The sequence below is a fragment of the Phocaeicola sp. ICN-14070 genome, assembly GCF_037892625.1.
Classification (GTDB): domain Bacteria; phylum Bacteroidota; class Bacteroidia; order Bacteroidales; family Bacteroidaceae; genus Phocaeicola; species Phocaeicola plebeius.
Map to the genome: position 1 here is coordinate 1 of NZ_JBBKBF010000022.1, position 17,570 is coordinate 17,570.

Here is a 17,570-nt window from a genome sequence, read left to right on the forward strand (position 1 = left end):
ATTTTAATTGATTTTTAAAATTCCAATCTGATTTTTCATGTCCACTTTTTAGAGGTGGCTCTCATCTATATTTAAGAAAGTCAGGAATAATTTTTGGACAGTCTTTCAAAAAATAAAACCGAAATGCGCATTTCGGCTCTATAAAATCAAATTAATAATGAAAAACTCATGAAACTTTAAGAAAAAGAGATTTTTTTCAATGACTTTCTTTCGTAAATCTCACATATACAAATATATACAACTTTTATGGGGCATCCAAACGGTTTATACTCTAACCTTAAAAAATATACTTAACATACAATCCTACTTGATTATTGGACTGTCAGACTATTAACAATGTGAAAATCTTGCATAAATTACATCTTTACTGCCACTCCATTATATGATACAGGAAGTAAACTCCACATAGGTTGGGGCATCTTATTTGATATACAAGACATTCAAAAAAATACTCCACTATTACAGTGAATATAGCCAAACTCAAAAAATCACTATTACAAGGAAATACACAGAATATCACTGATTCTACTTGATATTTAATCAGATTGGAGAAGCATAAATAAAGGTACACACGATTATATACAGGTACTTATAAATAAATTCCCCTATCTGTTACTTTGGTTACTGTCTTTTAAAATTATGATGATTACAGGCTCACGTGTTGACTACGCTTTCACTCCCCCTACCATACTTGAACAAAAAGAGATAATAAAACAATATTATTCACCATTTTAAATTTTAAAGTATGGAAAATTTTATCTTATTGCCATCTAAGGCACAGAAAAGAAGTAGTGGTTTTAATCAGTATGCAGAAGACGCAACGATTATCACAGAAGAAACTACAAAAGTCCAGAAAGTAAATCATTTCATAGAAGCAAACACTATGGAGATTGATTTACAGCATTTAAAGAGTGACTGCATAGTTCCAGTATTCAGTAAGGACAATGAGCTTACAATATCTCATAATGCCTTTATTGAAACAGTCTGGGACGCTGCAAACTCATTCTTTAGAGGTGAAACGATAGAGAATCCCGATATTAGGGTTTCCCACATTATCAAAGGCAGAATACCCGAAGCAATTCATAAGCCTGCTAACCAACTTTTGGAAAGTGACAAGACACAATACTTTGAAAGGATGATGTTTTGCATTGAGATTCCTACTATCTATGAAACGGTAGAAGGGAACAAACTCACTCTTTCAGTAGGTGGTGTGCGTGCTTATAATCACATGAATCTCTACAGTAAGAAAACAGTAGAGAAATTCAAGGTTTTTATAGGATTCAAGAATATGGTATGCTGCAATTTATGCGTTTCAACGGATGGATATTTGAGTAACTTGGAAGTTTCAAACACCTGTGATTTATATCGTTCTGTCTTGGAAATGTTTCATGCCTACAATCCTGCAAAACACATTCATTTAATGCAGCAGTTGGGAAATACCTGTATGAGTGAACACCAATTTGCACAGATTTTAGGAAAGATGCGTCTGTACCAATGTCTGCCACAAGGTTTTCAAAAGAGTATTCCACGTTTGCTTATTACTGATACACAGATTAATTCAGTAGCCAAAGCATACATACAGGATGAGAATTTTGGAAGCTTTGGTAATGACTTGAATATGTGGAAGTTTTATAATTTACTCACTGGAGCGAATAAAAGCAGCTACATAGATTCATTTTTAGACCGTTCCTTAAATGCAACGGAAATAGCAACTGGAATAAATGAAGCATTACACGGTGACGAGCGTTACAAATGGTTTATTGATTAATCAACCTTTAAATGGAGGATATTCTATAAAATGAGTATTCTCCATTTTTTCTACTACTAAAGATTTTATGAATCAGAAGAATTTCAAAATTATGAGTTTGGCTATATTATTTTTATTTGCATTAATAATATTGCTTTTCGTCTGTCCTACATTTACATTTTTTATAGTAGGACTATTCTTTTATTTATCAGACAATCACTAATGCACAAAGTGAATGTTTCGCTATTATTCAATCGGTTAGCTGTTATGGATATACAGCGGACATTCACTTTTATTATTAAACCCTCAAAAGTAAATGTTATGAGTTTGAAATACAGTAATACAACGGCTGACTTCTTGGAATGGGACGAAGCTATGAACCTTATCAGAAAACTTTATAAGGATGGAAATTACAACATGAGTTTATTGATAGCTTTAGGTTGTTTCTTTGGTTTAAGGATAGGTGACATTCTTTCTTTAAGGTGGAATCAGATTCTAAATGCAAGTGAGTTCACCATAATAGAAAAGAAAACAGGAAAGAAAAGGACTATCCGTATAAACCCACAACTCCAAAGGCATATATCTGAATGTTACAAGTCTATCAGACCAACAGGAATCAATGCACCTGTATTAGTAAGCCAGAAAGGTACAGTCTTTTCAGTTCAAAGAATAAACATTATACTGAAAGAACTGAAAAAGAAATACAGACTGCATACAGGTAACTTTAGCTGTCATTCTCTTAGAAAGACTTTTGGCAGACAGGTATATAACATGAACAGTGAAAATTCAGAGTTGGCTTTAGTAAAGCTCATGGAGCTTTTCAACCATTCAAGTATCGCCATTACGAAAAGGTATCTTGGACTAAGACAGGAAGAACTTTTGAATACTTACGAATGTCTTAGCTTCTAAATCTGTTACAGGTAGAAAATCTGAAAATTTTGCTCTTATATGGGCAGAGTTGGATTTTCTACCTATTTTAAATCTTAAAGTAAAAACATCATAAAGCAACATAATAGACAATATCCTTGTTTATCAACGTGTTTTTTTCTAATTTTGTGGCAATTCCACGATGGAAGGACATATTTAGAATGAGCATTTGTTGCTATTCTGTTATGAAATCTGGACAATTTCATTGCAAAAGAATAGTAGAACAAGGGGCTCATGCTTTCGTGTCGTATATATGTATCTTATATATACCTCATGAGGCATGGGCTATTGTCTATTACTTTTGCAAGGGCAGTCCAGAGCCTCATAACGGTAGTATTCAATAGTTCCCATGCCTTTTCTATATATGCACTATTCACATTAAAAATACTATATCTGGGGGCTGATAGTGCTAATTACAAATATGAAGAAAAATCTTTCTTATGTTATCTTTTTATTCTGTGTTATTCTTTTAACAAGTTGCTCAAATAAAAAAGAATTTACTTGTGTAGATGTTGATACAAACGATACAGGAAAGAAAGTTCAAAAAGAGATTTCAAAAATATTGGGAAGTAAAATAACTTGTGAAATATATTCAGATTATATTAAATTCACAGGTAAAGATGATACAAAAACGGGATATGATAGTTTTACAATCAAAATAGTGGATGATAATACTTTTGAAATACCAAACAATTCTGCTGATTTTTCTATTATTGTTGATTGGTACATTCCATATATTCATAAAGTATGGAATATGAAAACTATATATATGAATGTCAATCGTTCTAATGGTAAATATGTCAATTGGACTTTTGAATAATTTATATATTATTTTTTTCATACTTACAAACCAAAGGAAATAGCTTTATTCTTTATTAAATCTTATATTTAACAAGCTACATTAGTTTTAATTAATTTAAATCAGGAAATCAAAGACAGAATGAATAATGAAGATATACAGTTAAACAATATTCTTGAAAGAATCAACGGTATATTTGGTGAATACAACCCTAAAAGGGTTACACATAAAGAGTGTTTAACGCATGAGAATTATAAAGACTTTAAATCTACTGGATATTTTATTACGAAGTATTTTATAGACAACCAACTTGATACTACTGATATAAGAAGAACATTACGGGCTAAGCATATTGATTATACCAATGATATTCTTTTAAAAATAGATAATCAGCGTGACGATGATTCAGACTGTTTAATAAAACAGATTGCAGTACATGATAAAGAACTACCTTTAGAGTTTACTTTAAATAATGACTTATCAGAATCAGAAGAAAAAGCTGCCATAAATAACTTTTTAGGAGATAGCATTACAGGTTTTAGCCATGACATTAATTCTATTTCATTTAATTTTGAAGAGAATAAAATCAAAAATACATGCTGCCAACATTTCAATAACAATTCCAATGGGTTGATATTCTATGAAACTTCTGAAACACTTACTTCCATTATATCTAAAAGGTTATTGGAGGTTAAGGATATATATAAGGTTTATTGTTACTGTCCTACTTGCAGAAAGATATTTTGTATCTACCGTGAAGAACAACCATCAGAAATAGAAAATATTATTGAACACATTCCTATTGGCAGACGTATTATAGAACATGTTGAAAAGGAAGTTGATAGTTTACTGGATATACCTAAAGAATTAGGTTATTGTCACGCATTTTGGGATTTGAAAGAGAAGATTCTTTTAAATGAATTTGGTCTGATTTGGTATTCTCCATCAGTTATAAATATCTTCACATGTTATGATTAAATTAATATCAAGATTATTAGGGTGACATTTTTTGAGAAAAAACACTTTTATATACCCCGTTCAAATTTTGTCACCCTTTCATCATACATAAAGAATATATTCACATAAAATCCATTTTTTCAATATCTTTGTGGCTATACTTGAATATTTGGAGATTATGATTGAATTGGATATTGAAGAAGACAACAGCGAAATACTGGAGTATGTATTAAAGGTTGCATACAAGTTTTACCCTATGGTCTATGAGGATAGCAAGGGAATAATGCACGTTGGAGGAACAAAAGCGGATGAAGAGTTTGAATACTATTACAACAAAGGTGAAGTGAATTTCCTGTCATATAAAGAGTATCTGAATGACGAGGAAATACAAGCCAATATAAAGGCTTTGAATTTAGATGTGGATAAGTTCTATTTACTTATACTGTTCATTACCCATGCTTCCAAAGGACAGTGGGAAAATCCATATATGGCACATGTCTATCCTCATGCACAGGTGGAATCTTTTTGTGAAACTATTATAAGGGAATTGAAATCTATCAGTGACAGCCATGCAGAATTTTCAGAAGAAGCAAGTATTACCTTAAAGATAGGAAAGAAGAAAATAATAGTGGATAATGCGCTTGCAATAGCTTACATAGGAACTATGGCTGACAAGATGTTTGACATGGTGAAAATGACAAGGGATTATCATTCTAAAGGTTATGATAAGAAAGAGGAAAAAGAAGAGTTCTATAAAAAGCTCAATGCTTTAGCTTCACCAAATGTTTATACCTATTATGATGGAGTAAACAAGAAAGAAATCACAGTGAACTATAATGAAGCACTTTTCAGCAAGGCTTTTGATATTGATAACCTATATGAAAGCACCTCAACAAGTCAAACCTATCTGATAGGTCATTTCGCAACCATGTTTGACTATTTTTTGAAAGACTATGAAACACCCATTAGACAGAGCTTTACTAATAAGGATGGGGAAAGAATCGTGATAAGCAAATACAAATTAATATCCAAACTAATAGGACTTACTAAGTTGACACAGAATAAAAAGACGGATGAGGATTTTCTTTATGATGAGGGTTCTAAAGTAAAAGGATATATTTCAGCATTGAAGAAATCGAAAATAAGGACTGATAATAAATTCTACTAAACGAAATTATTAGTACCTTTATGACATAAAAGAGAACATAAATTATAGTATTAACAAATCTCGTGATTTTACTCTGTGAGTTAAACTGACAGTTAAACCAAAAGAAAAAGAAAAGAAGCAAGTATATAAGTAAGATAATCGTAAGATTCGCTAGCTCAGCAGGTTGCCTTTGAAAGTCGAGCCGTAGGCGAGGCTTTTAAAGGTCTTGAGAGCACAACACTTTTAATGTTGGGGTCCTGGGTTCGAGCCCCAGGCGGATCACCAAAGAGAGGTCTTCAGTAATGAAGACCTTTTCTTTTTAACTCGCAAAATGCTACTGACATTCAATAGGTTGCGTTCTTCTTTGAGGCAGTATATAAGGTGGTGACACCATCAAAAAAAAACGAGAAAAAGTGACACACTTGGACGCAAAAAGCCCCTTTTGGACGGGTTTTGTGTTACCATAGCTGTGTTACCCATCTCACAAATGTGTTACCATTATGAGTAAGTACATCAGATTATTCTTCAACCGGAAGAAGAAAGCCACAGAAACAGTGGCAGGAGCTATCGAAATCGTGGTTTGCCTCCAGCGTGAACGCTGTTATTTCCATTCAGGGTATAGTGTCACCCTCAGACAATGGGAGAATGGATTGGTAGTGAATCATCCACGCGCCGTTGTCATCAACGAGGAAATCCAAAAGAAAGTAACTGAGTTTGAGCATATCCTTATCGCCATGCAGGTGAACAGGGACGATATGACCATAGCCCAGTTCAAGACATACCTGAGTGCAGACGGCGGCAACCGCCGCAACTTTATGGCGTGGCTTAGGGAACGTATCAACAACCGTCCGCTTCGTGAAGGCACCCGAAAAGGGCATTTCACTACTTACAAGGCATTGGAGCGGTTCGGCAAGTTCAAGACCTTTGACGATGTAACCCTGCAACATATCTATCAGTTTGACCTTTTCCTAAGGGAGGAACAGACCTATACAACAAAGGGAAAACCAATCATTAGAAATCAGGCAGCCATCCACAACTACCACAAGCGTTTCAAGTCGTATGTGTCCGAAGCTTTTCGGCTTGGGCTTGTCAAGGAAAATCCCTACGAGCGTTTTCAAGACAAACGTGGGGAGAAAAATGACCGTCCTCATCTCACTGAGGCGCAACTGAAAAAGTTAATTCGTATGCGAGAGGAAAGTACAGATATGGTAATGAACAAGTATCTTGATTTCTTCCTCTTTCAGACGTTTACAGGTATGGCATACAGCGATGCCAAATCGTTTGACTACGAGCAACACGTTGTTTCCATTGATAACAAGGACTATATTGACGGACATCGTATAAAGACAGGGAATGAGTTTGTCACGCCCATCCTGCCTATCACACGGAAGATATTGGAGCGGAATAACTACAAGATGGAGATAACCTCTAATCAGAAATACAATCAATTCCTCAAAGGCATAGGCTTGGCTCTCGGCTGCTCCTTTCCTCTCACCACACACGTTGCAAGGCATACATTCGCCTGTACGGTAGCCCTTGGGCAAGGCATTTCCAAAGAGGTTCTGCAAATCATGATGGGGCATAGCTCCATAAAGACAACTGAAATCTATGCGAAGCTGCCCATGCAATATGTGTCGCAGAACATTGGAGATAGGATGTTCAGGGTTTGGAAATAAAGAATTACTGCAAGTAAGAGCTAAAGTGCATATATCGAGAGGGGGTCGTCATTTTAACAACCCCCTCTATATATTCTCAAATTCATATTTCAACCGATGGATTAGTCTTTTAGAGAGGGGGTTGCCATTTTGGTAACCCCCTCTCTGCATCTTTAACTCAACTGTTTAACTTATGATTCTATTTTTTATGAGGGGGGGGTGGCCGAAATGGACACCCCCTACTTTGGCTTCGGTTAGTATGATAGAGGCTCAGACAATACAGGAAATGTCGGGGAATTATTGAGTATTTGTGAAAATCAACATATTAAGTCTATCATGAGCCAATATGGGTACAAACAGATAATAAATTAAGTATCAAATCATTGATTTTTATCTAAATAAGATTGTGTATCAAGGAAATTCGCTATCTTTGTATTTGGTTAGAGGCAACTCTTTCCAAGACATATTAGAAAAAAGAAGAAGCGTTATGCTTATCTCGTATTTGGAAACCTGAGAAACTTTCAAATAGTGTATGAGAAAAGGCATAGTGGTTCTCACGCTATAGCGTGGGCTGCTATTACTACATCTATACACTAGGGTTTTCTCAGGACCTCCAATACAAGACGTGGGCATTGCAGTTCCACGCTTTTGGTGTAAAATAATATGAGGTCTTCGGGGACTGGAAGACAAGGTTTTGATTATGACAGAAATAGAGTCACCAGTCAACAAATACATAGATGTTTACATCAACAACTATGTAAGGCAATTTCGCAACTTCATCACAAGCAATTACATAGTTAACATAGGTGGTGTTGCAGGTTTTATTGCTGCAGACGACCATGATTTGTCCTTTCTTCTTCGCAAATTACAAACGTATGGTTTTGAAGTGATAATATCCAACGGGCAAGATACCATAGATGAAATACAGGTAGAATATACTATTAGAGGGAACACAAATGATGAACTTTTTGAATACAGAATAGAAAATCTGGTATCTACTATATATTTGTCAAGTAAAACGGGCATTTCCATTGTTGGAATACTGGTGATGCAAATAATTTCAGAGATTATATGTAAGTCCAAGATTTTGTATAAGGCTGTCATTCTTGACCTTGACGATACGATATGGAAAGGAACTCTTGCAGAAGATGGTATAGATGCAATCAAACAAAATCTCCGTTCAAATGATGCAATCCCGTTTATTGGGTTTATGCGTTTCATACAAGCCTTAGCAAAAGAACTGGGATTGTACATTGCAATATGCTCACGTAATAACAATGAAAAAGTTTTGTCCGCCATTGATAGGCTTGATGAGAATGAATTTCCTCTTAAAGGTCAAATAGACTGTATTGTAGCCAATTATAACGATAAGAGCAAAAACATAAAAGCCATAGCACAAAAGCTATCAATATTAACGAGTGCTTGCGTTTTTATCGATGATAACAAAATAGTTCGTGACGAGGTAAGACAAAACTTGCCTGAGGTGTTTGTGCCTGACTGGGATAATCATGATGAACTTCTAACTTTACTTTTAACTTGTGGTGCCTTTGATAGATTTGAGCTTTCGTTGAAGTCAAGAAATCGCAAACGATTATATGCGGTCTTACAACAAGAACGTGAGAAAAGTTATCTTCCGCGGTTACTTGTCAAGGTTAGTGATGACATAAACCATGTAGAAGCTATGCGTCTTTATGCAAAATCCAATCAATTCAAATTTTCAGAAAAGAAAGAGTATTATGAAAAAAGCCGTTCTCTAATTTTTGAGATATATAGAGGTAACGGTGAAAACTTGGGAGTTTGTTCTGCGGTAACTTATGCGGAGAACAAACAGAATATCCATGTACTAAACTGGGCTATCAGCTGTAGATATTTTGAAATTGGGCTTGAAGAATACATCTTGATGTACATTTTTGCTTTAGCAAATAATCGTACTATAACATTTGCTTTCGATGATACTGGGTTTAATGGAAAAGCCATTGAGTTGATAGAAAAGTATAAAGATATTTTTATAGAGAATGATAAAAATGGAAATATATGTTTTGTTCCAAACAGGCAGTCGATAAACGACATGCAACTTAATACCAATCTAAAAGAATATTGCAATGAATAAAAAGTACATTTATACAGTTGGTTATACCTTATTTCAAAAAGGTTATACCATAGATGTCAATCATTTGTTTGATACATTAAGAGAACATGGTGTAAATTTTTTGATAGATGTGCGTTCTGTTCCTTTCTCCAAGCAATATCCACAATGTAATGCAGACAACATGAAGATTGCAGGAAAGGAATTGGGCATACCATACATGAATATGCCGGAAATTGGTGCCAAAGCCAGTAGTCAGCAAGAGGTATTTTCTAAGGCAGCGGACATATTTTTCGAGCAAGAGGTTTTCCCCATAGCAAAAAGTTATCGTCCAGAGAAAACAGAATTGCTTGGTTCAGATGAGATTGTAGATTTTCGTAAATTCAGGCATGATGAGCATTTTGTAAGCGGATTAAAACGCATTGAAGATGCATATGACAAAGATTATACCTTGTGCTTGATGTGCAGCGAAAAGAAACCGATGGATTGTCATAGATATTTTTTGGTGAGCAAAGCACTTGAACAAAGATATGGTGATTGGCTTGAAATAAGGCATATAGTTGAAAAGTCTGATGGTGGAATCCACTTTATATCAAACTCGGATTTAGATAAGCAACTTGAGATATTCGTATGCGAAAAGAAAAAAGTGCTGAATATGATGTTCAAGGAAGAAATCCTAGATAATTATTTCGGAAATACCGAGCAAGAAAAACTCTATGACTTCTGCGATAGATATTGGAATTTATTACATGGATGGAAAAGATTTAACTACAATAACACCGAGAACTATGATTAATTTATTCAACATTGGCTTCACAAAAAAAACTGCAAAAGAGTTTTTTGGAATCATCAAATCGAACAATATTGATTGCCTTGTAGATGTACGACTTAATCCTAATGGGCAATTATCACGTTTTGCATTTGAACAGGATTTACCGTATTTCCTTTCGGAATTGGCAAATGGCTGTAAATATAAACACCGTGTGGACTTGGCACCGACTAAGGAATTACTGAAAGAGGTTAGAGATAAGTCTTGTCCTATGAGTAGGGATTACAAATTATTTGAGGTGGCATATAGGAAACAACTTGAATACAAATCCAATATTTCCAACTTTGTTGAAGAGTTCGGAAAGTATGAAAATGTTGTGCTGCTATGCTCTGAGCCGACAAACGAAAAGTGCCATAGAAGAGTACTTAGCGAGATGCTTCTTGATAAATTTAAAAACGATATTCAATTTGGAGGAAACCTATAATGAAAAAGCGAGTTTTTCTTCTTGCTGTCAGTTGCAAGAACGGAGGATTATGCCCTGGTGGAATTGATTTAGATAATCCTAAAGAGTGGATTCGTATTGTACGGGATGACGGTCAAGCTGGTGCAGTACAAGGGCATGAGATTGATTTTGCCCAACCGCTTGATGTAATAGAGTTTGACGGTCGTCCGATGCCACAGGGTAAACAAAAAGAGAACTGGGTGATTGACAATCATTCTTGCAGAAAGATTGGTACAGAGTCAATGAAGAGAGTTATGCAGGCTTTCAGGGAATATGGCTATCATGGCTTTTGGAATAACGGTTATTCGTATTTGAGAGAGGATGAACTGGAAAATGTAACTCAACCATCTGAATCTATATTATTGGTTTCAGATGTCAGGCTTTATAAAAATGATTATGGCAAGGCTAAGATTGATTTCACATGGAGTGGGTTGCGTTATCCAATGAGAGGGGTATCTTTGACCGACCAAGATTTCTACGATATATTGGATGATGAAGAAGTCTGTTATAAGTATGCCATCATTGTCATATCTATTCCCAAGGATGCCGACTGGACACATCCTGAAACAGGTGAAAGAAGAGCATATAAGTTTGTCAGCAAAGTGTTTGGAAGTAACAAATAATTCAGAATTGTCACATTGAGATTCCTGTATCTTGCCCTCTCTGAATTTTCCAGTCATACTTACCATCCGCCACATCGCCAACCTCTTTGAGTGTATGGCGATGTTTTATTTCGTCAAAGGGCTGTCGGCTCTCCGCATACTCACAGAGCCATGCGCCGACCATATTCTGCTGTTCGGTCGTTTCCCCGTACTCCTGCATCACGCTCTTGATGTCGGCGGCTTCTGACGGGGCGAAGAATGACTTGTGCTGCTCCGTTCCGAAATGGATAATCGCATCAATGGCTCGCCTAAATACCTCGCTTGCCTTGTAAAGCATATCCGCAAACAGGCTTAGGATATGTCTGCTCGCTTTGAGCGCACTTTGCAACAGGCGGATGGTCTTGTCTTTCTCCGCCGTGGCTTGGCTCACCGCTTGGCTGATGCGCTGCCGCTCGCCGTCCTTTTGCTCCTGAAGCTGCCGTACCGCCTTGTCCCTTTCAATGGCAAGTGAACGGCTCTGCACCAAAGCCCTGTCACGCTCCGCTTCGGCTTTCTGTTTTTCTGCGGCCAATGCCTTTGTCCGTTCCTCTGCCTTGTCCTTTACGGCTTCGGCAAAAGCTTTCTTCATGCGCTCGTTCTCGGCTTTGAGTTTGGCGTTTTCCTTTTCGACCGCAGCGGACTTGCCGACCCCCACAAGACTGCCGACGCTGTCAAGTATGCTGTCCACTTTCGCCTTGCGCTCCTCTTTGAGTTGCTGCTCCTTTTCGGCAATCTCGCTGTCGAGGGATTGGCGGTACTGCTCTTTCGCCTTGTTCTCGCCCTCCACGAATAAAAGTTCCGCTTCGGCTTCCTCCTTTGCGGCGATGGCGGCTTGCCTTGCGGCTTTCGCCTGTTCCGCTTCCTGCTTCTGCTTGGCGATGATGAAATCCGTGCGCTCCAGATGTTCCTTTCCCGTCACCTCCTTTGAGGTGCCCCTTTCCATTTCCAAACACTCAGCCAAAACGGTCTGCATCTCGCTCATGGCTTTCTCGTCCAGCTTGCAGGACTTGCCCGTATCGTGGTTCATCCAGTCCCATACGATGTGGGCGTGGAGGTTGGGCTTCCATGTGGCATTGTCGCCGGGTATTCCATAATGCCCCTCGTCACGGTGGATGAACACCTGCAGGGCTGTGATTCCCCAACGCTGTTTGCACACCTCACAGAACTTCCGTAACTGCTCCATCGTAGTATCTTCTTTGATGACGACCACGCCCTCCTTGAGCGGAGTGCTGCCACGGACGATGGTCACCTTGCCCGTCTTCTTGTTCACCCTTTCCCGGTCTTTGGTTTGCATCGCCCGACCTGTCTTTTCCTTGACCATAGCGGCTATCTGATTGTAACGGTCGGTGAGCGTGTCTTCGCCGAAATCAGATGATACCCATGTCTCGTTTCCTGCCATGAGGTCGGTACGGATGTAGAACTTCTCCTTGCGGATATTGGCGAGGTATTCCGCTGTCCTCCTGTTGTGCGCTTCGCTGCTGCCGATGTTGCACGGCTTGATGTTGATGGATGTCTTCTGTGTCATAGGGTTTGTCTGTATTTTGGGGGTTCACTTCGGGTTATTAGGGCAGAGCCTTAATCGGTGGGTGCAGGGAGAGGGTCACTTCCTGCTCCGGGTTCTTAGGGGTGGAAGCCACTAAGCGGAGTTTCCAAAGAGGGGGTCACTCTTTGGTCGGGTTGCACAGGGCTGAAAGTCCTTGCCGGGTTCTTAGGGCAGCGTCCTAAGCCCCTCGGGAGAGCCCACAACTTCGGAGCGCAGCGGAGAAGTTATAGTGGGCTATATCTGGGCAAGCCCAGCATTTATCCACGCCGTAAGTCCTCTCCCGCAAATACCACCAGCCGGGTTGTAGCTTTCAGCCGGGATAGAGTGCGTTCCCCGTACTTCTCTGCCAGTTGTTCCTTGGTGCAGTTGGTATTCGTGATTAAGAATTTGCCCTTGCGCTCGCAGTCATCCACGAAGTCAGGGAACACGTTGAAGCGGTTTCCGTATTCTTGATACGGTTCTTCACGGCCTATGTCATCAATCACAAGCAGATGGTTGCGCATCACTTCTGTGTAATGTCGGTTCATCTCACGTGCCAGGCAGATGGAGAATACTTTGTGAAAATAGTGTTGTATAATGCATGGAAGTATTTGTAAACAAATGATGGTCTTTCCCCTGCCACAATTGCCCATGCAGAACAGTCCAAGTCCTTTGTTGTCGGTCAGCCAGTCTGCCACCTTGTCGTATTCGGGCTGCCACATGTAGTTACAGCCCAAGAAATGCAGCAACCCTGCATCCAATACTTCTTTGGCATTGGGCAATCGAATATGCAGCCGTTGCGGTTGCAGGCATACTTTCCGTTCGGCAAAGAAATTTACTGTCGCTCTAAAATCTATTCTGTTGTCTGAATTTATATCTACCATTCTGATGTATTTTTGAATTTGTCCGGATTGTCGTCAGTCAGCTTTACGCCGACCTGCCAAGCCGGAAGAATCTTCTGACTGCTGCCTCCGTTATTCCCTTTTTTCATCAACCAGTTCACAAAATGCTGTTGTGCATCGGCTAGAGCCTTGGACTGGATACCGCATGTCCGTAGATAAAGAAAAAAATCTCCAAGCATTTCCTGTATCTTCATGTCGTCCACTTCCATTCCATGCTGGCTTGCATATTCTTTTACGTTGCCCAACCATTTGTCGTTATTGCGTAAGAGAGCCTGCAAGTCGTTCAGAAGAATCGGTTTCTCTTTAGAAATAATAGATTTATTGATTTTGTCTATACTATTTATAATGGTTCCGTTTGCCGTTCCACTTGCTGTTCCATCTTGCGCTACATTTGCTGTCACATTTTGATGTGCCGTTTGAGTGTCTGCCTTTATCAAAAGAGTGTAGCAGGGAACAGAGGAATTGTTCTTTCCCTCTTCGTAAGTGATTAGTCCACGGTCTTGCAGCTTCTTCCTCAAGCGGCAGAGCGTCTGACGGCTTATGCCGAGATTGTTGGTGATTCGTTGCGTGCTGCATCCGAAAGGGGTCTGCCAGTATCTGCGTTTGCATTCCGCAAGAAGAAAGAAATACAGTTGCGTTTCCTTTGCCGAGAACGCCTGCATTTCATTCTCCCTCCAGAACTGCCCCATATAGTCAAAAGAACGCATACCCACTTTATTTTCGGTCAAGTAAAGCCGCATCTACTTCTAGTTTGCTGAAATAAAGATGCTTGGCATTGAGATGATAGGGCAACTGTTTGCGCTGGCAACGCTTGCGGACGGCTCCAACTGACAAGCCGAGGTATTCCGCCACCTGTTTTACGTTCATCACGACATCGGCGTGTTTTTCCATCCGATGAATCACATCGTTCACGACCTTGATATAATGTTCCTGTTTCATAATTCTGTAATTTTAGTGAGACAAATTGCCTCCAATTGCGGTACCTTTCAATCGGAAAGCGACACAAAAGTACTTGGCAAGTCAGCTAAAAAACTAAATCCGCAACACTTTACTTCCGGATTTTATAGCTATTTATAAAATAAGCGCAATTTCATACTGTTAATCATACTTGAAATCTAATTATCAATCCGTTAATGTAACAAAAAGATGTCTCCGAATATGTTTCGGATAAGGCGGCTGAACATGAAAATTGTTGCCGTAAAAGTATGAAAGCAAGATTTAGCCCCATAAAAAGAACCGCAAACCAAAATAAAAATGTATATTTGCAATCAGAGCGGACTAAGAGAATTCGCCGTGAGTGTTCATTAACCGTGTTACCGCATTGTGTTACTCGCTCAAATCGAACATATTTATTGAATGTCGGAAGACTCTGATACAGAATAAAATACCGCTTGATATTTGAGAATAAAAAGGGCTAAATTCAGATACCAGGCGGATCACTCAGAAAAAAGCGATTATCTTGAAAAAGATAGTCGCTTTTTTCGTGTTGTATGCTCGGTATGAGTATTAGGGGGCAACGTAAAAATGGGTCAACGTAAAAACCTGAGGGCTTCATTGTTTAAGTATAATTTTTTAGGCAGTATGAATAGAAAGCCTTTTCCTTAAGTGAAGTAACATGGTATCTTTAAAAGCCAAAACGTGAAATATCCATATCTTGCTTTTTAGTCTCTTTATATCCTTTAAACTTGTAACTGAATGAAAGAGTCAGTGCCCGTTCGTACTCTTTTGTTGTCATGTCTAACCATTGATTCCCATTACGTACTTTTGTATGTGGATTTTTGGAGTTAAAAATATCATTGGCTTTTAGCTGTAACATGGCATTTCCATTTGGAAGTGTGTAACGGATTGCCATATCTATCCCACCTAAAGGTCTGATGATATAACTGCCTTGAATAGCTTCTGTTTGTCCAAATGCGGTTAATTCTAATTTGATATTCGGTTTGCCGCTTAGTGTGAAGGTGTTGTCCCACATGCCAACTCCTATCCATTTTTTGTTGTTAAACGGAGCGTCAAAATAGCTTTCAGCTTTATCGTGTTTCAACATCAAGTTTAATACAAGTTGACTGTCCCACCATTCACCTAATTTGAAGGGAAGAACAGAGGTTAATCCGAATTGGCTCATATAATCCCAATTCTGGAAATTATAGATAACCTGTAATTGTGAGGGGTTCAGATAAACCATTTGTGTAAAATAATCTGGTTTGTAGCTATAACTCAAACGGAAAATATACTTCCGTTTGAGGATGTAGGTAAGGTTTCCCGAGTAGTTGGTATATGGTTTTAAGGCTGTATTGCCAACAGATAGCTGATAGTTGTTCAAAAAAGTGGTGGCACCTCCTAACACCCAATAGTCAGGGTAAGTTTTGTCGGAACTGAAAGACAGCTGAAGGATGTGTGAGGGAGAAATGATATAATTCCCCTGAATCATAGGGTAAACTGCCCATTTCTTATAATCCATCATTTTGTAGTACTCCAGTGCTATTGAGGTACTCACGTCTAAATTCTGGCTAAAACGATATTTGAATCCGCTATATATGTTATAGGTATATTCATGAATTTTAGAATCGGTGTTACGGTTTTCTAATTCACTTTGGTTGTATTTCTGTTTATTCTGATTGCTTACAAATGCAAAAAAAGCACCGTAATTTATTTCCCAGAAAGAGGATAGAGAGTGCTTCTGGTTGGTATAAATTTTCAATCGGTTAATATTCTGATTCGACTGGCTTATGAAATCGGCAACATCATTTGTGGAAGAATAAGTAGAGAATGCTTGTTCTTCTTTATTGCTATAATTAGTGTAGTCTACTCCGATGTTTAGGCCAAATCCTGATATATAATTGAGTGATGCATTATGCATTTGTACTTTATCTGTATAAATATTTTGGGATTGGAATAAATTGCCGGTAGCTCGTAAGTTGCTTTGGTTTTCAGGGGTGAAACTGGCTGTATAGTCTGCACTTAAACTGCTGTTCTCGTTAAACTTATACGTACTTCCTAAACGCCATGTATGTTTGGTTTTTCTTCCGTCTCCATCTGTATATTGGTTGATGTTATATAACTCCTCATTAACGATGTGTTTGGTTTTCAACTCATTTCCTTGTCGGGTATACATGTTGTTTACATGATACATAAAATCGACATCCAGTTTGGGACTCATATGTGCAAGAGACAGACCTCCTCCACCTCCAGCTTCATTCTGTTGTACATAGTTGCCAGATACTTCCCCCTGTAAACCGCCTTCTCCTTTCTTATAATTTTTCAAACGGATATTGATTGAAGCTCCACGTACATGATACTGTGGTGGAGTGGTGTACATTATTTCAATTTGCTCTAATCGAGATGCCGGGGTGCTTTTCAGTAACGCTACAATTTGTTCATAGCTCATGGATGAAGGATGTCCATTCAATATGAGATGAATTTTACCAGCTCCTGCCAGTGTTAAGGTTCCTTCTTGCTCAAGGATGCCGGGTACTTTTCGGATAGCTTCATAGGCATTGGTAACCAGTTTATCAGCAGTCAGTTGAGGAATGTCATATGCTAACCTGTCACCTTTTACTGTTACCAAAGGGCGTTCACCTTTTACAACTATCTCTTTTAATGTGTGGTCTTTGGGAGATAATACAATATTGCCAACATGAATATCTGCATAAGTCTTTTCAAAGGTGTGGTAAAGAAGGTGCTGAATTATCAGACGAAAATTATTTTGGGGGTTGTGAAATAGGAAATATCCTTCGGAGTTCGTAATCGAAGCTTCCACAAAAGCGGAATCAACGGATTGCAAAATCACGGTGGCTCCATCTACTGCACATGAATCTGTGTCAATGACTCTTCCTTGTATTGTTTGAGCTGTTGCATTTAAGTGCATTGACCATACAACGATAACATTTAGAAACCAACGAAAGGCTTTCATTGCATA

Annotated in this window: 15 protein-coding genes and 1 tRNA gene; 11 read left to right on the forward strand and 5 right to left on the reverse strand. The window is 38.4% G+C overall.

Features of this window, described 5'->3' with window-relative positions:
• Window positions 1-745: 745 nt before the first annotated feature.
• The 11 genes from WKT20_RS07960 (at window position 746) to WKT20_RS08010 (ending at window position 11,212) form a co-directional block, all read left to right on the forward strand.
• On the forward strand, window positions 746-1,768 hold the full coding sequence (locus WKT20_RS07960) for a DUF3871 family protein (RefSeq protein WP_340417171.1): 1,023 nt from the start codon (window positions 746-748) through the stop codon (window positions 1,766-1,768).
• 300 nt (window positions 1,769-2,068) lie between these two features.
• Window positions 2,069-2,656: a tyrosine-type recombinase/integrase gene (locus tag WKT20_RS07965; RefSeq protein ID WP_340417172.1), complete on the forward strand. Its 588-nt coding sequence runs from the start codon at window positions 2,069-2,071 to the stop codon at window positions 2,654-2,656.
• A 439-nt stretch (window positions 2,657-3,095) separates the two neighbouring features.
• Entirely contained in the window at window positions 3,096-3,494 is a 399-nt protein-coding gene (locus WKT20_RS07970; protein ID WP_340417173.1) for a hypothetical protein, read from the forward strand.
• A gap of 120 nt (window positions 3,495-3,614) precedes the next feature.
• Window positions 3,615-4,451, forward strand: a complete 837-nt coding sequence (locus WKT20_RS07975) for a hypothetical protein (RefSeq protein ID WP_340417174.1) — start codon at window positions 3,615-3,617, stop codon at window positions 4,449-4,451.
• Between the two features lie 157 nt (window positions 4,452-4,608).
• Window positions 4,609-5,598: a hypothetical protein gene (locus WKT20_RS07980; RefSeq protein ID WP_340417175.1), complete on the forward strand. Its 990-nt coding sequence runs from the start codon at window positions 4,609-4,611 to the stop codon at window positions 5,596-5,598.
• Window positions 5,599-5,787: 189 nt separating this feature from the next.
• A tRNA-Lys gene (locus WKT20_RS07985) sits at window positions 5,788-5,862 on the forward strand.
• Window positions 5,863-6,077: 215 nt separating this feature from the next.
• Complete coding sequence (locus WKT20_RS07990; RefSeq protein ID WP_340417176.1) at window positions 6,078-7,253, forward strand: site-specific integrase; 1,176 nt, start codon at window positions 6,078-6,080, stop codon at window positions 7,251-7,253.
• Window positions 7,254-7,932: 679 nt separating this feature from the next.
• On the forward strand, window positions 7,933-9,342 hold the full coding sequence (locus WKT20_RS07995; RefSeq protein ID WP_340417177.1) for an HAD-IIIC family phosphatase: 1,410 nt from the start codon (window positions 7,933-7,935) through the stop codon (window positions 9,340-9,342).
• Entirely contained in the window at window positions 9,335-10,114 is a 780-nt protein-coding gene (locus WKT20_RS08000; protein WP_340417178.1) for a DUF488 domain-containing protein, read from the forward strand. Before WKT20_RS07995 ends, WKT20_RS08000 begins: the two co-directional genes overlap by 8 nt.
• On the forward strand, window positions 10,107-10,571 hold the full coding sequence (locus tag WKT20_RS08005) for a DUF488 domain-containing protein (RefSeq protein WP_340417179.1): 465 nt from the start codon (window positions 10,107-10,109) through the stop codon (window positions 10,569-10,571). The genes WKT20_RS08000 and WKT20_RS08005 overlap by 8 nt, the downstream gene beginning before the upstream one ends.
• Window positions 10,571-11,212, forward strand: a complete 642-nt coding sequence (locus WKT20_RS08010; protein ID WP_340417180.1) for a dual OB domain-containing protein — start codon at window positions 10,571-10,573, stop codon at window positions 11,210-11,212. The genes WKT20_RS08005 and WKT20_RS08010 overlap by 1 nt, the downstream gene beginning before the upstream one ends.
• Window positions 11,213-11,222: 10 nt before the next feature.
• Here the strand turns inward: WKT20_RS08010 and WKT20_RS08015 are convergent, their stop codons facing one another.
• The 5 genes from WKT20_RS08015 to WKT20_RS08035 form a co-directional block, all read right to left on the reverse strand.
• Entirely contained in the window at window positions 11,223-12,755 is a 1,533-nt protein-coding gene (locus WKT20_RS08015; protein ID WP_340417181.1) for a mobilization protein, read from the reverse strand.
• Window positions 12,756-13,030: 275 nt separating this feature from the next.
• The gene (locus tag WKT20_RS08020) at window positions 13,031-13,636 is read right to left on the reverse strand and encodes a hypothetical protein (protein WP_340417182.1); all 606 of its coding nucleotides are present in this window, start codon (window positions 13,634-13,636) and stop codon (window positions 13,031-13,033) included.
• On the reverse strand, window positions 13,630-14,361 hold the full coding sequence (locus WKT20_RS08025; RefSeq protein WP_340417183.1) for a hypothetical protein: 732 nt from the start codon (window positions 14,359-14,361) through the stop codon (window positions 13,630-13,632). The genes WKT20_RS08020 and WKT20_RS08025 overlap by 7 nt, the downstream gene beginning before the upstream one ends.
• Window positions 14,362-14,368: 7 nt before the next feature.
• The gene (locus WKT20_RS08030; RefSeq protein ID WP_340417184.1) at window positions 14,369-14,593 is read right to left on the reverse strand and encodes a helix-turn-helix transcriptional regulator; all 225 of its coding nucleotides are present in this window, start codon (window positions 14,591-14,593) and stop codon (window positions 14,369-14,371) included.
• Between the two features lie 685 nt (window positions 14,594-15,278).
• Complete coding sequence (locus tag WKT20_RS08035) at window positions 15,279-17,564, reverse strand: outer membrane beta-barrel family protein (protein ID WP_117703013.1); 2,286 nt, start codon at window positions 17,562-17,564, stop codon at window positions 15,279-15,281.
• Between the last annotated feature and the right edge of the window lie 6 nt (window positions 17,565-17,570).

What these genes read in the sequence shown, in the direction of transcription:
- WKT20_RS07960 (WP_340417171.1), top strand. Translation starts at nt 746, where the DNA reads ATGGAAAATTTTATCTTATTGCCATCTAAGGCACAGAAAAGAAGTAGT.
- WKT20_RS07965 (WP_340417172.1), top strand. Translation starts at nt 2,069, where the DNA reads ATGAGTTTGAAATACAGTAATACAACGGCTGACTTCTTGGAATGGGAC.
- WKT20_RS07970 (WP_340417173.1), top strand. Translation starts at nt 3,096, where the DNA reads ATGAAGAAAAATCTTTCTTATGTTATCTTTTTATTCTGTGTTATTCTT.
- WKT20_RS07975 (WP_340417174.1), top strand. Translation starts at nt 3,615, where the DNA reads ATGAATAATGAAGATATACAGTTAAACAATATTCTTGAAAGAATCAAC.
- WKT20_RS07980 (WP_340417175.1), top strand. Translation starts at nt 4,609, where the DNA reads ATGATTGAATTGGATATTGAAGAAGACAACAGCGAAATACTGGAGTAT.
- WKT20_RS07990 (WP_340417176.1), top strand. Translation starts at nt 6,078, where the DNA reads ATGAGTAAGTACATCAGATTATTCTTCAACCGGAAGAAGAAAGCCACA.
- WKT20_RS07995 (WP_340417177.1), top strand. Translation starts at nt 7,933, where the DNA reads ATGACAGAAATAGAGTCACCAGTCAACAAATACATAGATGTTTACATC.
- WKT20_RS08000 (WP_340417178.1), top strand. Translation starts at nt 9,335, where the DNA reads ATGAATAAAAAGTACATTTATACAGTTGGTTATACCTTATTTCAAAAA.
- WKT20_RS08005 (WP_340417179.1), top strand. Translation starts at nt 10,107, where the DNA reads ATGATTAATTTATTCAACATTGGCTTCACAAAAAAAACTGCAAAAGAG.
- WKT20_RS08010 (WP_340417180.1), top strand. Translation starts at nt 10,571, where the DNA reads ATGAAAAAGCGAGTTTTTCTTCTTGCTGTCAGTTGCAAGAACGGAGGA.
- WKT20_RS08015 (WP_340417181.1), bottom strand. Translation starts at nt 12,755, where the DNA reads ATGACACAGAAGACATCCATCAACATCAAGCCGTGCAACATCGGCAGC.
- WKT20_RS08020 (WP_340417182.1), bottom strand. Translation starts at nt 13,636, where the DNA reads ATGGTAGATATAAATTCAGACAACAGAATAGATTTTAGAGCGACAGTA.
- WKT20_RS08025 (WP_340417183.1), bottom strand. Translation starts at nt 14,361, where the DNA reads ATGCGTTCTTTTGACTATATGGGGCAGTTCTGGAGGGAGAATGAAATG.
- WKT20_RS08030 (WP_340417184.1), bottom strand. Translation starts at nt 14,593, where the DNA reads ATGAAACAGGAACATTATATCAAGGTCGTGAACGATGTGATTCATCGG.
- WKT20_RS08035 (WP_117703013.1), bottom strand. Translation starts at nt 17,564, where the DNA reads ATGAAAGCCTTTCGTTGGTTTCTAAATGTTATCGTTGTATGGTCAATG.